This is a genomic window from Patescibacteria group bacterium (assembly GCA_018817715.1).
Lineage (GTDB): Bacteria > Patescibacteriota > Patescibacteriia > Veblenbacterales > UBA10138 > JAHITT01.
The window spans coordinates 16,431-35,380 of record JAHITT010000002.1 but is presented as its reverse complement, the minus strand read 5'-3'; the positions used below and the strand labels follow the sequence as shown (position 1 = coordinate 35,380).

Here is an 18,950-nt window from a genome sequence, read left to right as displayed (position 1 = left end):
TTGTTACTTATGAAAGAAACTAAATTAAATGAAGCGCCGAATTCAGCCATGCAAGCGCTCCTAAACAGTCCAGAAGGTGCCACTGTACCAAAAGTCGGCGACTTAGTTCAAGGTCAAATTATCACTTTAGGAAAAAGAGAAGTTAAACTGGACTTACCAGGTTTTACCACTGGTGTAATACGTGGCCGGGAACTATTTGACGAATCTGGCGATTACTCCGATTTAAAAATACATGATCAAGTTACAGCCACAGTTTTAGAATTAGAAAACGAAACTGGTGAAATGGAACTTTCTTTTAGACAGGCTGGTCACCAAAAAGCCTGGGGTAACCTGGAAGACTTAAAAAAATCCGGTGAAGTTATAGAAGTTAAGGTAATCGACGCTAATAAAGGTGGCCTAATGGTCAAATTGGGACAGATTGATGGTTTTTTACCAGTTTCTCAACTAGCTGTTGAACACTATCCTAGAGTAGAAGGTGGCGACAAATCTCGAATTTTAGAATTGTTAAAAAAATTCATTGGCGAGATGCTAGAAGCCAAAGTAATTACAGTTAATGAAGAAAATGATAAACTCATCGTTTCTGAAAGAGCAGCTTGGGAGGAAAAACAAAAGGACAAGCTGGATAAATACCAAGTCGGCGATATTATAGAAGGAAAAATTTCTGGCGTGGTTGATTTTGGTTGCTTTGTGGAATTCGGCCAAGGCTTAGAAGGTTTGGTTCATATTTCCGAATTAGCCTGGCAAAGAATCGATGACCCCAGAGAAGTTGTAAAAGTAAGCCAGGAAGTCAAAGCCAAAATAATAAATATTGACGGCTCTAAAATATCTCTATCCTTTAGGCGCTTAATGGATGATCCTTGGAAATCAGTAGCCGAAAAATACAAAGTAGAAAATATTGTTCAGGGTAAAGTTATTAAATTAAATCCTTTTGGTGTTTTTGTGGAACTTGATCCAGAAATACACGGGCTCTGTCACGTTTCCGAAGTCTCAGCCAAAAATATCAAAGACCCTAGCGAAATAGTTACTATTGGCGAAACTAGGGAATTCAAAATAATTTCCATGGACCCTAAAGAACACCGCTTAGGTTTATCTATTAAAGCTTTAGATAAATCTAATACCGACGACAAAGTAGAAAAAGAGTCCGTTAACGAGCCTGGTAAACCAGAAGAAACTGACAAAAAAACTGACTAACTATAAAGCTCTACTAGCTAATCAAATACTCTATTTATCCGTCGGTAAATGGAGTATTTTTATTAATAAAATCACTTGCTGACCTTAGCCTAATCAAGGTATACTCAAGTTACTAAATTTTATAAATTACCCATAAATAAACTAAGTTAACCTTATGTCCAACATGATAAAAAATTTCGGGATTTTCTTTTTAGCATTTCTTTTACTGGCAGCAATTTTTTCTTGGTATGAAAATAGCCAACAACCAGCCACCAGTGTAAGTCTGGACCAAATAATCACCGCCATAGATAATGAAACAGCTCAAAGTATAAACATCGCTGGTAATGAACTGTCCTTAACTCTGCAAGACGGTAAAATTATAAAAACAGAAAAGGAATCCAGTGATTCTTTATCCACCCTTATCAGCAACTATCAAATAGCTCCGGAAAAACTAAAAAAATTAACTATTACAGTTGAACAACCAACTGGCCTGGGTTATTGGTTAGCCACCTTATTACCTTTCTTATTGCCTTTGCTTTTATTGGTTGGTTTCATAATTTTTATGTCCCGCCAAATTCAAGGGGCTAATAATCGCGCTTTATCTTTTGGACAATCCAAAGCCCGAGAAAGTAACTTTAAAAACAATAAAAGCAAGGTAACTTTCAAAGACGTCGCTGGCGTTAAAGAAGCCAAGCAAGAGCTTTTAGAAGTGGTGGAATTTTTAAAAAGTCCCAAGAAATTCCTGGATTTAGGGGCACGCATACCTAAAGGTGTCTTGCTAGTCGGCCGACCAGGCACTGGTAAAACTCTATTGGCCCGGGCGGTAGCTGGCGAAGCTAATGTTGCCTTTTTTCATATTTCCGGCTCAGAATTTGTAGAAATGTTTGTCGGTGTCGGTGCTTCCAGGGTCCGAGACTTATTTACCCGAGCCAAAAAAAATTCACCTTGCATTGTTTTTGTAGATGAAATTGATGCCGTCGGCCGACAACGTGGCACTGGTTTAGGTGGTAGTCATGATGAACGAGAACAAACCCTTAACCAAATATTAGTAGAAATGGACGGTTTTGAACCAACAGCTAATGTCATTGTCATGGCTGCTACTAACCGTCCAGACGTTTTAGATCCGGCTTTATTAAGACCGGGGCGATTTGACCGCCGAGTAGCCTTAGACCCACCAGATATTAATGACCGCGAAGCCATACTAAAAGTTCATGTCCAAACTAAACCTTTAGCTACGGAGGTGAATTTAAGATTAATAGCTGAAAGAACACCTGGTTTTTCTGGTGCCGATCTTAGTAATTTATTAAATGAAGCGGCTATTTCAGCGGCCCGCCACAATAAAAAACAAATCAGCTTAAGTGATTGTTTAGAGGCTATTGAAAAAGTTATGCTCGGACCGGAAAGAAAAAGCCATATCTTATCCACCAAAGAAAAGAAAATAACCGCTTATCATGAGGCTGGTCATGCCTTAATTGCCCACCTGCTACCCAAGGCTGATCCAGTTCACAAGGTGTCTATTATTGCTCGAGGACAAGCAGCTGGTTATACCTTAAAATTGCCGAGTGAAGATAAATACATGCACCAACGTTCAGAATTTGAAGCTGATTTAGCAGTTATGTTAGCTGGCCATGCCACAGAAAAAGAAATCTTCGGCGAAGTAACTACTGGTGCTCAAAATGATCTTCAGCAAGCCACTAAACTAGCCAGAAAATTAGTAACCGAGTATGGTATGTCAGATAAACTCGGCCCCAGAACATTTGGCCTAAAAGAAGAAATGATCTTTTTAGGTCGTGAAATATCAGAACAACGCGATTATAGTGAAAAAGTTGCTGAAGCCATCGACGACGAAGTCGGCCGATTTTTAAAAACCGCTTACCAAACCGCCCACTCCTTAATCAAAAAAAATAAGGCCAAACTAGATAAATTAGCCAATACCCTAATAAGCCAGGAAGTCCTAGAAAAAGAAGCCTTTGAGCAACTAATGTCTCAAAATGATTAAAATTTGGATTTTCTAAGCGCTAGAACTTATTTGTCAAAATGTTGTATACTTCTTTATGTAAAGAAGGTGTTTAGTTATAACTATTAATTAACAGTCATTTTATGAAAATATACCGCGATATACTTAAACGTTCTTGGCAAATTCTCTGGCGTTTTTACTGGCTGTGGCCTTTGGGATTGTTAACAGCTTTAGCTGGTAATGGCGGTGAATATAACATACTGTCTTTAAGCCGAGAACAAATAAATAATCAAGCTAGTGCTTTAACTGCTTTAAAACAAACCTTACGTGCCGACCAACTAAAAGAAATTAGCCAAAACTTAATGGCCAACTTTTCTGCTTCACCGATTGCCAGCGTTTGGTTAATTGTTGTTATTTTAGCTGTACTTTTATTAGCTATTTGGATAATTACCGTTTCCCAAGCCGCTCTTATTAAAGCGGCTGGTAATATCGATGCCGAACAACCAATCAGTTTAGTTACAGCCAGCGAAACAGGTATAAAAAAGTTTTGGCCGATCTTTTGGTTAAATGCCTTAACCCGTTTTATAACCGCCCTATTATTAATAGTAGCCTATTTACCCTTCTTAATTTCTTTCTTAGCCAACCCCAATAACAACTGGAATTTTAATGCTCTCTTAGTAATTTCCTACCTCATTTCCATACCCTTAACAATCATTCTGTCTTTCATTCTACGTTACGCCGCCATATATATTGTATTAGAAAACGAATCTTGGTGGTCGGCTCTGGAAAAAGGTTTGAACTTATTCTTTAAAAATTGGCTTATCTCCCTAGAAACAGCCGCCATACTTTTCTTTATTAATTTGGCACTGGGCTTTAGTCTATTCTTAGTAACCCCCAATACTATTGCTTTAGAAGTTTATGTCCTGTTAACTAATTTTAACTTCTTAACTTTATTCAGACTCCTACCGATTTTCCTACTCTTTATAGTAGCTGGCATGTGGTTCGCTGTTTTCCAATATGTTACTTGGACCCTACTCTTCCGCCGGCTTAGAGCTGGCAGTGTTACAGCTAAGCTTACCCGTTGGCGACAGGATTTACCAATCAAACTACCTAAGTGGTTTAAAAAAAATTAAATCATCTTCCTACAACCTCCGCCAGTAGCGGGGGTTGTTTTTAAATTAACCACTTGCTAAAGTTACCATATTACCCCCTACAAACTATGCCACGAATTACCCAACAATCTCCTTCAACTTTCAACCAAGCGAATCAAAAGTTAACAACCAAAATAACCGACCTCAAATTAAAAGAGTTGGAACAAGAAGTTAAACAACGAGCTAGTCAATCAAATTTAAAATATGTTAACCTCCAGAATTTCCCCATTACTCCGGAGGCCCTATCAGCTGTACCAGAACAGCAAGCTCTCGCCTTACAAGTAGTACCTATATTGCTGTCTGATAAAGAAATCCACTTAGCTTGTTTAAAGCCGGTAGGTTCAGCTTTTAAAAATTTCTTAACCGACTTAACTAACCAACTTAAAAAAACAGTTCTGATCTATCTAATTTCTGAACATAGTTTAACTATTGGACTTAAACAATATGCTAATCTGCCCAAAAAACGTCTAGTAACCAGCGGTTTAACGGTTAATGAAGCAGATATTAATAAATATTTGGCCACCAGCAGTAACTTAAAAGAACTCAATAATCTACTTAACCAAGCTAACGCCACTGAACTCGTTACAGTTACTGTAGCCGGTGCTTTAGCTATGAAAGCTTCAGACATTCACTTAGAAACTAATGAACATGAAATAATCATCCGCTATCGTATTGATGGCACACTCTATACAGTAGCTGAGTTAAAAGCCGAGGTTTGGTCTAAAATAATTTCCCGCCTTAAATTATTAGCCAAGCTCAAAATAAATATTATCAACCAACCACAAGACGGTCGTTTTACTATTAATCTAAAACAAGATCAAGTTGATGTTCGTGTCTCCACTATCCCCACTGCTTACGGCGAATCAGTTGTTATGAGATTATTACGTTCTTCGGCTACTGGGCTTAATTTTGATCAATTGGGTCTCAAAGGCAACTCCTATAATGATTTAAAAAAAGAAATCGTTCGTCCTAATGGTATGGTCATTACTACCGGTCCTACTGGTAGCGGTAAAACAACCACTCTTTATGCTATCCTCAACCAACTTAACGATCCAGCCACCAAAATAATCACCTTAGAAGATCCAATTGAATACAAACTAAAAGGTATTAATCAAAGCCAAATTGACCATAAAGCCGGCTATAATTTTGCTGGCGGCCTAAAAGCTATTCTACGACAAGACCCAGACGTGGTAATGATTGGTGAAATTAGAGATTTTGAAACAGCTGATATCGCCGTTAATGCCGCCTTAACCGGGCATTTGGTTTTATCCACTATCCACACTAACAGCGCTGCTGGAGCCATTCCGCGCTTTTTGGCTATGGGAGTTAAACCCTTCCTCTTAGCACCCGCCTTAAATTGTATTATCGGACAAAGATTAGTTAGAAAAATTTGTGCCCATTGTCGAGAAGAAGACCCTTTGGACCAAGAAATACTAGACCGAATTAAAAAACAACTAACCGCTCTACCTAAAAACAGTGGCCGGCAAATTAATCTAGCTGAAACCAAATTCTTCCGTGGTCAGGGCTGTGATAAATGCAATCATTTAGGTTATCAAGGACGAATTGGCATCTATGAAATACTAATCCTTAACGAAGATATAGAAAAAATACTCTTATCTGGCCAAATTTCTGAATACGCCATTCAGGAAGTCGCTATAAAAAACGGTATGGTACTTATGATTCAAGACGGTCTACTTAAAGCTGCCGAAGGAATTACCACTGTTCAAGAAGTCTTTTTAGTAGCTGAATAAAAATAAGAGCTTACCTTAAGGGTAGCTCTTACAATTTTTTTAAAGGCTGATTATGTAAGCCTTTTTTTCGTCTGAAGATTCCAGACGAGCAATTTTTATACCTTCTTGCGGTTCACCACGAACAATATAAAAATTGGGGAAACTATCATCCCCTAAAGATTTTTTTTCTAAATCCCCAGCAATCATTTCTTCAAGAACTGCTTTAGCTTTAGACAAAATCTCTTCAGAGATTTTTATTTTTTCCATTTGTTCTCCTATATTTTTTAATATCATATAATAATCTATTTTAATCTATTTGTCAAGTAAGAGGTGAATTGAGACTTAACAGAATTTAAAGCTTTTAAATCATCTTTATAATTAATCTGCTCGTTTTTACCATAGTCAATATCAATATAAGGATTGTCTTCTCCCACGACCCGAGCCGCCCGACCATAATCAATTATTATCGGCGAACCGTCTGTGTAATCCATCATAATGTTAGCCAACTTAATATCTCGATGATAAATTTGCTCGGCGTGCAATTTATCTAACATATTTTTTAGTTCATCCCAAAAAAATTCTTGTTTAAAATTTTCTGGCAAAGCCAAACCTTTTTCTATAATCTCCAGAAGATTATGGCCTTTAATTGTTTCCATAACCAAAAATGATTCACCTTTATCTGTTTCTAAACATAATACTGGCTTGGGCGACCTAACACCAGACTGAATAGCTTGTTCTTGCAAAGACATTTCCTGTTGAATGGTATTAACCACGAAAATTCTAGGCGGCAGATGTAACTCCTTGACGCAAAAATCCTGCTTGTTTACATCATGAGAAAAATAAACCCGAGCTTCGTCACCTTGCCCCAACTCTATATGATTAACTGAAACTTCTTCAATTAACTTATGAGCAATTTCTATATTGTCCTGATTAACTTTTTCATTATGAGCAAATATTTCTTTGTAATTTATATTCTCAAACATATTAAACACAACAAATATTAATTATTAAATTTAATCCTTATTCCCGGTTATGTCAACACCTAACACTATATCCGCCACGACGATTTCTTCTTGATAACTATCTAAGTTATCAAACCAATCAATTTTTGTTCTTAAATTTTTTATTGATAGCTTAGCTTCTTTAGTTAATTCCCCTTGTTTAACAAAAATTTTTAACTGCTGACTAGAAACCATTTTATTAACCGCCCGATAATTTCTAATAACCGTCACAATATCTTGAATTTTCTTAAAGGCCGCTTCTGCTTCTTCGTCAATCTTTTTTAACTGCTGGGGCCAACTTTGCACTATTAACATTTTATCAGTTTTGTCACCAAAAGCTTCTTGCCACAACACTTCAGTAATAAACGGCGCTAAAGGATGCCACAATTTTAAAAGCTGGGTCAATAAATAATTAAATATTTCCTCCTTATCTTCTTCCGCTTTAGCTACTTCCAAATACCAATCAGCCAGCTCGTGCCAAGTAAAATCATACAAAGATTCAGCTGCCTGGGATAATTCATAATTTTCCAATTTTTCCGTAACCAAAGTTATTATTCGGGATAAACGAGATAATATCCATTTATCAGCCAAGGTTTTTGCTGCGGGAACATCTTCCACCCTTTGCGGCTTAGACAAATTCATTAGAATATACCGACTGATATTCCATAACTTGTTAATAAAATTCCGATAACCGGCAATTTTTTCTTCGTATAATCTAAAATCATTACCCGGCGTAGTACCAACTATCATCGATAAACGCAAAGCATCGGCGCCATATTTATCTATCATAGCCAAAGGATCAATACCATTGCCCAAAGATTTGGACATTTTTTTACCTTGCTTATCCCTAACCAAACCATGCAAATAAACCTTTTTAAAAGGTATTTGGTTTAAAGAATACTTAGTCATTATAACCATTCTGACCACCCAAAAAAACAAAATATCATAACCGGTTTCCATTAAATTGGTGGGATGATAATTTTTTAAATCTGGACTGTTATCAAGCCACTCCTGCCAAGTTTTATATTTATCATGGTCTTTAGCCAACAAAGTAGAAAAAGTCCAAAGTCCAGAAGAAAACCAAGTATCCAAAGTATCAGGATCCTGGTGTAATTCTTGGCCACCACAAGTAGGGCAAACTAAAGGCTCTACCGAGGAAATAATTCTACAACCACAATCTTTGTCAGGTAGCTGACTATCAAATTCATAAACATAGGACCAAACCGCTGTTTCCTCATCAACTAATTTATTTGAATTTCTTTTTTTAAAAACTCCTATTAACTGTTCAGTACTATCATATAATGTATAGTGTCTCTTATCCTGTAAATTTAAATCCTTAACTCTAGCTCTATTAATCTCTGTTATACGACCATAACCAAAAACCTGATGCTTAAAGCTATCCTCAAAAATTACTCTATCGCCTACTAAAAAACCATGATCACGTAATCTATAGGTACAAGTTTTTCCATCCTTAACTTGAGGCACCACATCATCTGCCCAACCCATTCTTTTATTGGCGCCTGTCTGGACACCGCAGTACCAAACCGGAACCCGATGGCCAAACCAAATTTGCCTACTAATACACCAGTCTTTTAAATTATTCAACCACTGAGAATAAATCTTACCGAATCGTTCGGGGATAATCTCAATTTGTCCACTAGCCACGGCTTGTAAAGCTAATTTCTTTAAAGTCGTTGGCTGTCCGTCTAAAGCAGTAAATTCTTTATCCACAGCCACAAACCATTGCTCTTGGGGCATAGGCTCAATAGCCCAACCACAACGATAACAAATGGATAAATTATGTTCATAATCTTCATCAATCTTTTCCACTAAACCTTTAGACTGTAATTCCTCTACTATAGCTTTCCGAGCTTCTTTAACCGGCAAACCAGCAAACTTACCAGCCGCTTTGGTCATCTTGCCATCGGGACCAATTATATCCACTATGTCAAAACCATATTTTTGCGCTAACTCAAAATCCACAAAACTATGGGCCGGCGTAATAGTCATGGCGCCGGTACCAAGATCTTTTTCCGCTGTTTGGTCAGCCACTACTTTGGCCCGCACCGTACCATCTATCCAAGGCACATCAAACTCTTTACCTAGATACTTTTGGTAACGTTCGTCATCAGGATGAACAATAATTACCTTATCCAAAACTTTAGTTTCTGGTCGAGCCGTTCCTATAACAATCGGGCCATATTTTAAATAATAAAATTTATTCCGACTGTTTTTATATTCAACCTCATCATCAGATAAAGTAGTACCACAGCGCGTACACCAATTAACAATTCTTTTGCCACGATAAATTAAACCATCCTTATACATTCTAACGAACACCTCTTTAACCGCTCGCGATAATCCCTCATCCAAAGTGTACCTTTCTCTGGACCAATCACAAGAAGCCCCCATAGCCCTCATTTGCTGACGAATAGTACTTTTAGAACTGGCAACAAACTCATCAATTTTCTTAAGTAATTCTGGACGTCCATAATCAAACCTAGTTTTACCTTCCTCTTTATATAATTTCTTCTCTACAACGTTTTGCGTGGCAATGGCGGCGTGATCAGTACCAGGCAACCATAAAGTCTTTTTGCCAGCTAGACGATGAAAACGAATTATTAAATCTTGAATGGCCAACATAGTAGCGTGCCCCAAATGCAAAGTTCCAGTGGCATTAGGTGGCGGCAAACTAATAGTAAAAGACTCGGCAGACTTTCTTAAAATATCCGGATTAAAAAAATCATTGTCTTCCCATTTTTTATAAATATCGCTTTCATATTTTTGCGGTTCATATGCTTTAGGTAGTTCTTGATTGGCCATAAAATTAACTGGATATAAATAAATCAAATAAAAAATCCCACAGCCTAACTGACTTGGGATAAGGACCCTGTTTAGGCTTCGGCCAATTGGCAGATAGCGAATAAACGGGATGGTACCACCTTATTTATTCCGAGCCTAGCTACAGAATTTATACCCTAGCTATTCTCAAAATCTCTTAATTCTCACACTATAACGGGCGTACCCCGAAGAGTTCTACTAACTTTAGTTAAACAAAGTTTTCTTCTCTTAACCTAGATTGAGTGAGGACATTAATTCACCCTAAGGTTTTTATTAACTTGTACCTTTATCTTAATCCAATCAAACTTAAAGTCAATAAATAAAAATACCCTACCAAAAAGTAGGGTATTTTTAGAACAAAATGATTTACGATTTTAGCGCATCCTTCAGGCTTTTACCGGCCTTAAACTTAGGCACAATAACAGCTGGAATATGCATCTTTTCTCCCGGATTCTGAGGATTGACGCCCATGCGGGCGGCACGCTGCCGAGCAGAAAAACTGCCAAAACCCGTAATCGTCACTTCGCTGCCGGATTTTAAGGTATTGATAATAATCTCCACCATAGCCTCCAAAGTTTCTTCAGCTTGCTTTTTACTAAGCTGAACCTTAGCTGCTATTTTCTCGGCTAGTTCCGCTTTATTCATGGTGTCACCCCCTTTCCTTTAAAACTTTAGCGTAGATTTAGCTTAAAACCGCTAACTATAGTAATTTTACCACAAAAGCTAATCAATAGCCACTATTTTACTCAAACGACTAATAGCCTCAGCCTGACCGTTAAGTGGGGAAAAAGTAACCAAAACAGCTGCTACTTGAGTCTGGCCATTTTCTAAAGGCTCCAATCGGTGGGGCAAAGCAGTTAAAAATCTTTGTAAACTACCTTCTTTCTTAACTCCAATTACCCCATCTATAGCGCCAGTCATACCAATATCAGTTAAATAAGCCGTACCGCCTGGTAAAATTCTTTCATCAGCTGTCATAACATGAGTATGACTACCTAACACGGCTGTAACTTGTCCAGCCAAATACCACCCTAAAGCTACTTTCTCGCTAGTGGCTTCCGCATGAAAATCAATCACGATACCATTAACTGGAGCTTGTAATAATTCTTTTTTTAAAAACTCATCAATTGTTTTAAAGGGCGAAGCCACTTGATCGTCCATAAAAACCTGCCCTAACAAATGAACAATTAAAATTTCTCGACTACCTACTTTGACTCTCATAGCTCCCCGGCCTGGTTGATCTGGATGGTAATTTAAAGGACGTAATAAAAAATTGTTACTATTTTGCAGTAACTCAATAGCCTCGGGTGTATCAAAAACATGATCACCTCCCGTAAAAACATCTATCGATAAAGAAGCTAACTCAGCCAAAGTCTTCTTAGTTACCCCTCGACCATGAGCCAAATTATCAACATTAGCTATTATTAAATCCGGTTGATATTCCCTGCGCCAATCAGGTAAAACTTTGGCTAAAGCTTGCCGACCAGCTCGACCAACAATATCACCAATAAAAAGTAATTTCATAAAACCAAGATCCAAAAACTTATCTAGCGTATTCCACTACTCGAGTTTCCCTAATAACATTGACTTTTATTTCCCCTGGATATTTAAGTTCCTGTTCTATTTTATCAGCAATATCTCGAGCTAACTTAATAGCGGCATAATCATCCAAAGCTTCTGGCTGAACAAATACCCTGACTTCTCGACCAGCCTGAATGGCATAAGCCTTATCGACACCGGAAAACCCAGTAGCCACGTTTTCTAATTCCTGTAAACGTTGTAAATAATTTTCATAAGTATCTTTTCTGGCTCCCGGCCTAGCTCCCGAAATGGCGTCCGCCACCTTAGTAATAATACCTTCCAAAGTGTGTGGCGAATCTTCATGATGAGCAATAGCTAAATAAGAAACCTCCTCCGGCAAACCAAATTTCTTCATTATGTCATAACCAATTTCTGGATGAGAACCTTGAATTTCATGATCAACTGCTTTACCAATGTCGTGCAGTAAACCACCTTTAGTGGCCACCGTTACGTTAGCCCCTAATTCTTCAGCCAATAATTTAGATAAAAGAGCTACCTCTTTGGAATGCTGTAAAACATTTTGTCCATAACTAGTTCTAAATTTCAAGCGACCAAGCAATTGAATTAATTTGGGATCCAAACCAGCCACGCCAACCTCATAAGCCGCCTCTTCACCGGCCCGTCTTATATCTTCGCTAATTTCCCTCTTAGCCTTATCAATTGATTCCTCTATTCTTCCTGGATGAATACGACCATCAGCAATTAAAGCCTGCAAAGCCTTACAAGCCACGTGCCGTCTAATCGGATTAAAACCAGACAAAACAATAGTACCCGGCGTTTCATCAACTATTATTTCCACACCGGTTAACTGTTCAATAGCTTTAATATTGCGACCTTCCTTACCAATAATTCGCCCCTTCATATCATCATTAGGTAAATCCACCACCGTGGTAGTTGTTTCTACCACATGAGAAGAAGCTACTCTTTCCATGGCTGTGGCAATAATCGACTTAGCCTTTTTTTCTACTTCGTGATTAGAAACATCCTCTAACTTACGGATCCGAACCGCTAATTCATCCTTTATTCTTTCCTCGACATTATCAAATAAAACTTTTTGCGCCTCTTCCCTGGTTAAGGTAGCTATTTTTTCTAATTTTTGAAACTGTTCTTCTCTAACTTTTTTTATTTCCTCACGAGCTGCCTCGAATTTTAACCTCTCTTCTTCGGTTTTTTGTTTTTGATTCTCTAATTCCAAAAACTTGCTATCAAAAGTTGCCTCTCTTTTTTCCAATCTGTCCTGCAAATGCTGAATCTCCCGCCGACGGGCCGACTCTTCCTGTTTGGCATCCTCAATAACTTTAATAGCCTTCTCTTTAGCTTGCAGTAATATATCTTTTTCTTGATTCTTGGCACTACTAATAATATTGTTAACCTCTACCTCGGCCGCATCTTTAGAACGGACCGACAATAAACGCCTTAACAAATAACCCAAAAACAAACCGGCGGCTAAAGCCAGCAAAATAAATAAATAAACTAAACTAGACATAAAAAATCCTTATATCACAAATCGCTTCCGATTGGCGACTACCAAGGATAATCCGGCCTTACTAATATTAAATTGAAGTTACCTTAAACCAGCACCCGTCTATATTTTATAGACCGGTTTACTTTATTAGATCACTCTTAATAACTACTGGTTTAATTACCATTGGTTTAATAAATGTACTACTAAAACCGATAGCTATAACTTCATTCTTATAACATTCCACAATAAGGCCACCAAAACTCCTTGCTAATCAATTCTGAAAAGACTTGTAAGTTAAATATCAGCTTTTTCACTATACCCTAAATTAAAGTCAAAATCAAGTCCAAAAAAACCCCTTAATTTGGGGTTTTAAAAAATAACTACTTACAATTAACGAGCTGGTTTAATAACCTTATCCACGATACCGTACTTCAAAGCCTCTTCGGCGGTCATAAAATAATCACGATCAGAATCTTTTTCTATTTTTCCCAAATCTTGACCTGTATGTTTGGCTAAAATTTTGTTTAAACGATCCTTTAAGCGTAAAATATGCTCTGCCCTAATTTTAATATCAGTAGCCTGACCTTCCGCCCCACCCATAATTTGGTGAATCATCACTTCAGCATTGGGTAGAATAAATCTCTTACCTTTGTTACCGGCCGATAATAACACTGCGCCCATGGAAGCAGCCATACCAACACAAATAGTCGTTACTTCACATTTAACATGTTGCATAGTGTCGTAAATGGCCAAACCGCTGGTCACCAAACCGCCTGGTGTATTAATGTAAAGCTTAATATCAGCTTTCTGGTCTTGGCTATCTAAAAAAAGCAGCTGAGCAATAATAGCATTGGCTAAATCGTCAGTAATCGGATCACCAATAAAAATTATTCTCTCCTTAAGGAGCCTAGAGTAAATATCATAAGCCCGTTCGCCAAACTGCGATTTTTCCACAACCATAGGTATTAAATTCATATTTTTATTGGACATATATTAAGATTATAACATTTTTTAAAAATCTTTCAAAAACAAAACTACAAATTATTTAATCTGCCAATTACCTAAACCCTGAATTAATTGACCTGCCACTGTAAAACCAGCAGCTTTTTTATGCCCACCTCCACCCAAAGCTCTAGCTAATAAAGAAACGTCTATGTCATCACGAGTTGTTCTAAAACTCCCCTTAATCGTACCCTCAGACTGTTCTTTTAAGACTAAAACTATCTTAACACCCGATAAATCATTTAAAAAATTAGCCAAACCCTCAACTGCCTCACCAGTCAAACCGGTTTCAATTAAATCCTGCTGAGTAATTATGGTAGTTACCAAACCTAACTGATCATTGGTCTGCAGCCTTTCCAAGGCTTTACCCCAAATTTTTAATTCTGATAAAGTTTTACTTCTAATAACTTCAGAAAAAAATCTGTTAACATTAGCTCCCAGTCTCAATAACTCACCAGCTTGGCTTAAAGATGATTGATTGGTAGCTGGATTACAAAAAGAACCCGTATCAGTCAAAATACCATTTAATAAAGACGTGGCTACCGCCGGACTTATTCGATAACCAGCTAATAAAAACCATTCCACCAACATGGAACAGGTGGCGGCCGCCGATTTATCTACTATATTCACATCACCATATTCTGGATTAGTTAAATGGTGGTCAAAATTTACCACCAATAATTCTTCCGGTTTATCCGCCCAGCGGTCACCCAAACCAGTTAAATTAGGCTCAGCCGAATCCAAACATAAAAATAAATCATAGTCCTGCCAATTAATTTTATTGGGATCCGTCATAACTCGTTCACTATTTTTTAAATAAGCAAAAACTTTCGGCACAACAGCCGGCAAAAAGGTTGTAACTTTTTTACCTTGCTCTTCTAAAATTGTTTGGCAGGCTGTCACAGCACCAGAAGCATCACCACAATTTTTATGGCCAGCTACCAGTATCCGATCGGCGCTAGTTACCAAAGCAGTTAAACGGTTTAATAAATTTTCATCTATCATAAATCAAGCCCTTAAACTTAAGAAGGACTTGGCATACTATTACTTATTACTCCAAACTGTCAAGCAAGCCCTCTAAGCGAGCGGCTTTGTTAGCCGACTCATCCAAACTAACCTGTAAACGAGGCACCCGATACATCGTCAGTTTTTGCGCCAATAACATCTGCAGTCGTTTAAGATTATTATTTAAAATAACCATAACAACTTCCTGCTGATCCGTTGGCCAAACAACTAAACCAATTTTTACCGCGCTATAATCGGCTAAAACTTCTACTGTAGAAATGGTTAACAAAGTTCGCCGGGGAATTTCCAATTCCCGACTGATAATGTTAGCTAAATGCTGTCTAATAACACTAGCTAAACGCAACAAACGCCGGTTAGGTGTTTTAACTTGTTTGGCGCCCAATAACGCGCTGTCTAATTTCTTCATGATATATTTCCAAACGATCATTAACCAACAAAGGTACTCTGCCTTTCAAACTTAAACCACATTCCCCTCCCTGGCCAACTTCACCAACCATTTCTTTACCTAATCTAACTTCTTGCAAATCCCAAGTACCAACAACTGGCTGACTATTACGTAAAAGATGAATTTTAGTTTTAGCCCTAACCGTACCTTCCACTACCCGCACGCCAATAATTTGTTCCGATTTAGTTTGCCTAAAAATTTTAATTACTTCAACCACTCCCAATTGATGCCTAACCAATTCTGGTTTTAATAAAGCATTCAATTGTTTTTTAACCTCATCCAATAAATCATAAATAACCTTATAGGTCTGAACAAAAACTTTTTTTGTCCGGGCTAAATTTTGAGCAGCTGGCTGTAAGGGCACATTAAAACCCATCACAATAGCCCGACTACCTTCCGCTTGTATAATATCGGCTTCACTAATACTACCTAAAGCTGTCTTTATTACCTTAACCTTAACTTCATCATTAGATAACTCTGACAAGGAACCAAGTAAAGCTTCCCGTGAACCTAAAACATCGGTTTTTAGTATAATATTCACACTAATACTTTGGTCCGCTTCTTTTTCCTCTTCCGTCACAACCACTGCCTGTTTATCATTGACCTGGGGACTTCGCTGAAAACGAGGTGCTTTACGAAGAACTGCTCGTACTTCCTCCTCATTATCCACTACCTTAAATATATCACCAGCCTGAGGTGTTTGTTTTAAACCCAAAATACGTACTGGCATAGCTGGAGTAGCTATTTTTACCACCTGTCCGGTAAAATCTCTCATGCCTTTCACCTTGCCCCCAATAGCTCCGACTATCAATAAATCGCCAATTTTTAAAGTACCGGTCCTAACTAAAACAGTCGCCACTGGTCCTTCACCTTTATCTAATTTAGCCTCAATAACCGTACCAACAGCCAAACGATTGGGATTAGCTTGTAGTTTTTCTAAATCAGCCAAAAGCAAAACCATATCCAATACTTCGGTAATACCCTCATTCTTTTTAGCGGAAATTGGCACACAAATAGTTTTACCACCCCAATCTTCAGGCAATAAATTAACTTCCGACAAAGATTTTTTAACTCTTTCTATATCAGCTGTTTCTCGATCAATTTTATTTATGGCTACCAAAAAAGGCAGCTTCTCCTTCTGAGCTATTTCAATGGCCTCCAAAGTTTGTGGCTGTAAACCATCATCAGCCGCCACTACAATAATAGCCACATCCGCTAAACGACCACCGCGGGCGCGCATAGAAGAAAAAGCTTCATGACCTGGTGTATCCAGAAAAGTAATCTTCCTTCCTTTAGCCTCTACTTGATAAGCACCAATATGTTGAGTAATCGCACCGCTTTCGTAGGCCGCCACATTGGCCGAACGAATAGCATCTAATAAAGTAGTCTTACCATGATCAACATGCCCCATTACTACCACTACTGGTGGCCGAGGCTCTAAATCAGTCTCCTTGTCATCTTTAATAAGCTCTTTTAAATTGGCTGATTCTGTTTCTTCTTGTCCTGTGGTTTCTTGTTCTGTAGCCTGCGTAGTAACATAGCCCAAGTCCTGAGCAATAATTGAAGCTGTCTCAAAATCTATAACTTCATTAATAGAAGCCATTACACCATTCTTAAAAAGTTCCGCCATCACCGAAGTGACCGGCAGTTTTAAAAGAGCGGCAAAATCCCGCGGGCTTATTCTAGAGGGAATTAGTACTTCTCTTTTTTTAGAATCATCTTCAGTTTTATTTAATCGCTTTTCTATTACTACATATTTATCCTCTTGAACAGCCTGCCGTCGATTTTGCCATAACTTAATTACCTTCCCAGCTACCGCGTCATCTATTTTTATAGCCCGTTGTCCAATATCAAAACCTAAACGAGGCAACTCGTCTTTTAACTGTTGGGTCGGCACTTTTAACCTTCTAGCCAGCTCAGTAATATTCATGTTTAGCAGTATTTTATATAATTAAACAACAACAAGACTTTATTAAATTTACCGATTTTTAAGGCTTTTGTCAATCAGTTATTAAAGAATCTTGACAAAAAATGCCTTTCTAGGTAAGGTAAGACGATTATTTTTAATATATGGCCTTAACTGAATACGAACAAATACGGGACATTCTTAACCGTAGCAACCACATTTTAATAACCTTCCCTAATCGACAAGACGGCGATGCTATAGCGACCGCCTTGGCTTTATATTTAATGCTACAAAAAAAGAATAAACGCGTTGATATAGTATCAACCGATTTTACTTTACCAGGAACTTTCCGTTTTTTACCTCAAGCTAAAGTAATAAACAATCAAATAAACAGCTTAAGAAAATTTATTGTTTCTGTAGATATTAGCCAAAATCAACTAAACAATGTCAGTTACAGTGTGGATAAGGATAAACTTAATATTTATTTAACACCCAAACAAGGCAGTTTTAATATTCGCCAAGTTACCACCCGCTCATCTGATTTTTTGTATGATTTAATTATTACTTTAAATACCCCAGACTTAAATAGTTTGGGTGAACTTTATTTACAAAATACCGATTTCTTTTTTAATACTAATATAATAAATTTTGATCACAATCCAGCTAACGAACAATACGGCCAAATAAATCTGGTTAATTTCAATGCTTCTTCCACGGCCGAGATAATTTTTGAAATAATACAAAAAATAGATTCCACATTGTTGGACAATGATATAGCCACCTGCTTGTTTACCGGTTTAACAGCCGCGACCAAAAGTTTCTCCTCACCCAAAGTAACACCGACTTCCCTAGGTGCCGCCGCGCAATTAATCAATCTGGGTGCCAGGCGAGAAGAAGTGGTTACTCACCTTTACCGCACCAAACAACTTAATACTCTTAAACTCTGGGGACGGGTTTTGGCTAGATTAAAAAATGACCCTCAACGCAAGCTCGTTTGGTCGCTTTTGCAACCGGATGATTTTGTTAAAGCCGGTGCCGGAAGCCAAGACTTACCCAGTGTTATAGAAGAACTATTAATTAATTCACCAGAAGCTGGCACTGTTATTTTGCTTTATGAAATGACACCTAACAAAACAGAAATATTCCTCTACGGTGGCAGTGGTCATTATGCTTTAGATTTACTCAAACCTTTTAATCCCCAAGGTGACCGGCATCGGGCTACCGCTTTTATTAATGAAACCGTAGTGACTGCGGAAAAAAAAATCATTGAACATATTAAATCTGTTCTTAAACCCCTTGAGAGCTAGTTTAACTAATGCTAAAATAGCCAATGCTATTAATAAATAGCTACTAGTTAATGATGTAAGCTTATAGCTAAGGCTATTGTTACTATTAACTACTAGCTATTAACCAATTTTATGGGTGTGTAGCTTAAGCTTCCGCCAAAGACGGATCAGCCTCTGGCTGAGGTTAGACATTATAATAAATATAAAAACCAAAGGATTTAAATTTTAATAAATATTATGGGTGTGTAGCTCAGCTGGTTAGAGCAGGCGTCTTATAAGCGCCAGGTCGATGGTTCGAGTCCATCCACACCCACCATTTTCATCAAGGTTTCAATTGTTATAATTATTACACCTTAATTAATAAAAAAAGTTGCCCTTAAAAAGCCTTG

General features: G+C 37.7%; 15 protein-coding genes and 1 tRNA gene. 6 read left to right on the top strand and 10 right to left on the bottom strand.

Features of this window, described 5'->3' with window-relative positions; all coding sequences use genetic code 11:
* The first annotated feature begins 9 nt into the window (after positions 1–9).
* The 4 genes from KKC17_01435 to KKC17_01420 all read left to right on the top strand — a co-directional run bounded on the left by KKC17_01435 (position 10) and on the right by KKC17_01420 (position 6,029).
* Entirely contained in the window at positions 10–1,191 is a 1,182-nt protein-coding gene (locus tag KKC17_01435) for a S1 RNA-binding domain-containing protein (GenBank protein MBU1038881.1), read from the top strand.
* Positions 1,192–1,354: 163 nt separating this feature from the next.
* A complete protein-coding gene (gene ftsH, locus KKC17_01430; protein ID MBU1038880.1) occupies positions 1,355–3,169 on the top strand; it encodes an ATP-dependent zinc metalloprotease FtsH in 1,815 nt (604 codons plus the stop codon).
* A 101-nt stretch (positions 3,170–3,270) separates the two neighbouring features.
* Positions 3,271–4,260: a hypothetical protein gene (locus tag KKC17_01425; GenBank protein ID MBU1038879.1), complete on the top strand. Its 990-nt coding sequence runs from the start codon at positions 3,271–3,273 to the stop codon at positions 4,258–4,260.
* An 86-nt stretch (positions 4,261–4,346) separates the two neighbouring features.
* Positions 4,347–6,029, top strand: coding sequence for a GspE/PulE family protein (locus KKC17_01420; GenBank protein MBU1038878.1), 1,683 nt, complete (start codon positions 4,347–4,349; stop codon positions 6,027–6,029).
* Between the two features lie 39 nt (positions 6,030–6,068).
* Here the strand turns inward: KKC17_01420 and KKC17_01415 are convergent, their stop codons facing one another.
* The 10 genes from KKC17_01415 to infB all read right to left on the bottom strand — a co-directional run bounded on the left by KKC17_01415 (position 6,069) and on the right by infB (position 17,299).
* Positions 6,069–6,302 carry a hypothetical protein gene (locus KKC17_01415; GenBank protein MBU1038877.1) on the bottom strand — a complete coding sequence of 78 codons (234 nt, stop codon included), beginning with the start codon at positions 6,300–6,302 and terminating at the stop codon, positions 6,069–6,071.
* Between the two features lie 8 nt (positions 6,303–6,310).
* Positions 6,311–6,991 carry a phosphotransferase gene (locus KKC17_01410; protein MBU1038876.1) on the bottom strand — a complete coding sequence of 227 codons (681 nt, stop codon included), beginning with the start codon at positions 6,989–6,991 and terminating at the stop codon, positions 6,311–6,313.
* 30 nt (positions 6,992–7,021) lie between these two features.
* Positions 7,022–9,832 (bottom strand): valine--tRNA ligase, encoded by a 2,811-nt coding sequence (locus tag KKC17_01405; protein ID MBU1038875.1) that lies wholly within the window; start codon positions 9,830–9,832, stop codon positions 7,022–7,024.
* Positions 9,833–10,216: 384 nt separating this feature from the next.
* Positions 10,217–10,495, bottom strand: a complete 279-nt coding sequence (locus tag KKC17_01400) for an HU family DNA-binding protein (protein ID MBU1038874.1) — start codon at positions 10,493–10,495, stop codon at positions 10,217–10,219.
* A gap of 78 nt (positions 10,496–10,573) precedes the next feature.
* Positions 10,574–11,374, bottom strand: coding sequence for a YmdB family metallophosphoesterase (locus tag KKC17_01395; protein ID MBU1038873.1), 801 nt, complete (start codon positions 11,372–11,374; stop codon positions 10,574–10,576).
* A 19-nt stretch (positions 11,375–11,393) separates the two neighbouring features.
* Positions 11,394–12,917, bottom strand: a complete 1,524-nt coding sequence (gene rny, locus KKC17_01390) for a ribonuclease Y (GenBank protein ID MBU1038872.1) — start codon at positions 12,915–12,917, stop codon at positions 11,394–11,396.
* A 369-nt stretch (positions 12,918–13,286) separates the two neighbouring features.
* Complete coding sequence (gene clpP, locus KKC17_01385) at positions 13,287–13,871, bottom strand: ATP-dependent Clp endopeptidase proteolytic subunit ClpP (protein ID MBU1038871.1); 585 nt, start codon at positions 13,869–13,871, stop codon at positions 13,287–13,289.
* A gap of 66 nt (positions 13,872–13,937) precedes the next feature.
* Positions 13,938–14,903, bottom strand: coding sequence for a hypothetical protein (locus KKC17_01380; GenBank protein ID MBU1038870.1), 966 nt, complete (start codon positions 14,901–14,903; stop codon positions 13,938–13,940).
* 46 nt (positions 14,904–14,949) lie between these two features.
* A complete protein-coding gene (locus KKC17_01375; GenBank protein MBU1038869.1) occupies positions 14,950–15,330 on the bottom strand; it encodes a ribosome-binding factor A in 381 nt (126 codons plus the stop codon).
* The gene (infB, locus tag KKC17_01370) at positions 15,287–17,299 is read right to left on the bottom strand and encodes a translation initiation factor IF-2 (protein ID MBU1038868.1); all 2,013 of its coding nucleotides are present in this window, start codon (positions 17,297–17,299) and stop codon (positions 15,287–15,289) included. Before infB ends, KKC17_01375 begins: the two co-directional genes overlap by 44 nt.
* Positions 17,300–17,439: 140 nt before the next feature.
* Between infB and KKC17_01365 the strand changes: the two genes are divergently transcribed.
* The gene (locus KKC17_01365; protein MBU1038867.1) at positions 17,440–18,582 is read left to right on the top strand and encodes a hypothetical protein; all 1,143 of its coding nucleotides are present in this window, start codon (positions 17,440–17,442) and stop codon (positions 18,580–18,582) included.
* A gap of 218 nt (positions 18,583–18,800) precedes the next feature.
* Positions 18,801–18,877 (top strand) — tRNA-Ile (locus tag KKC17_01360).
* The last annotated feature ends 73 nt before the right edge of the window (positions 18,878–18,950 follow it).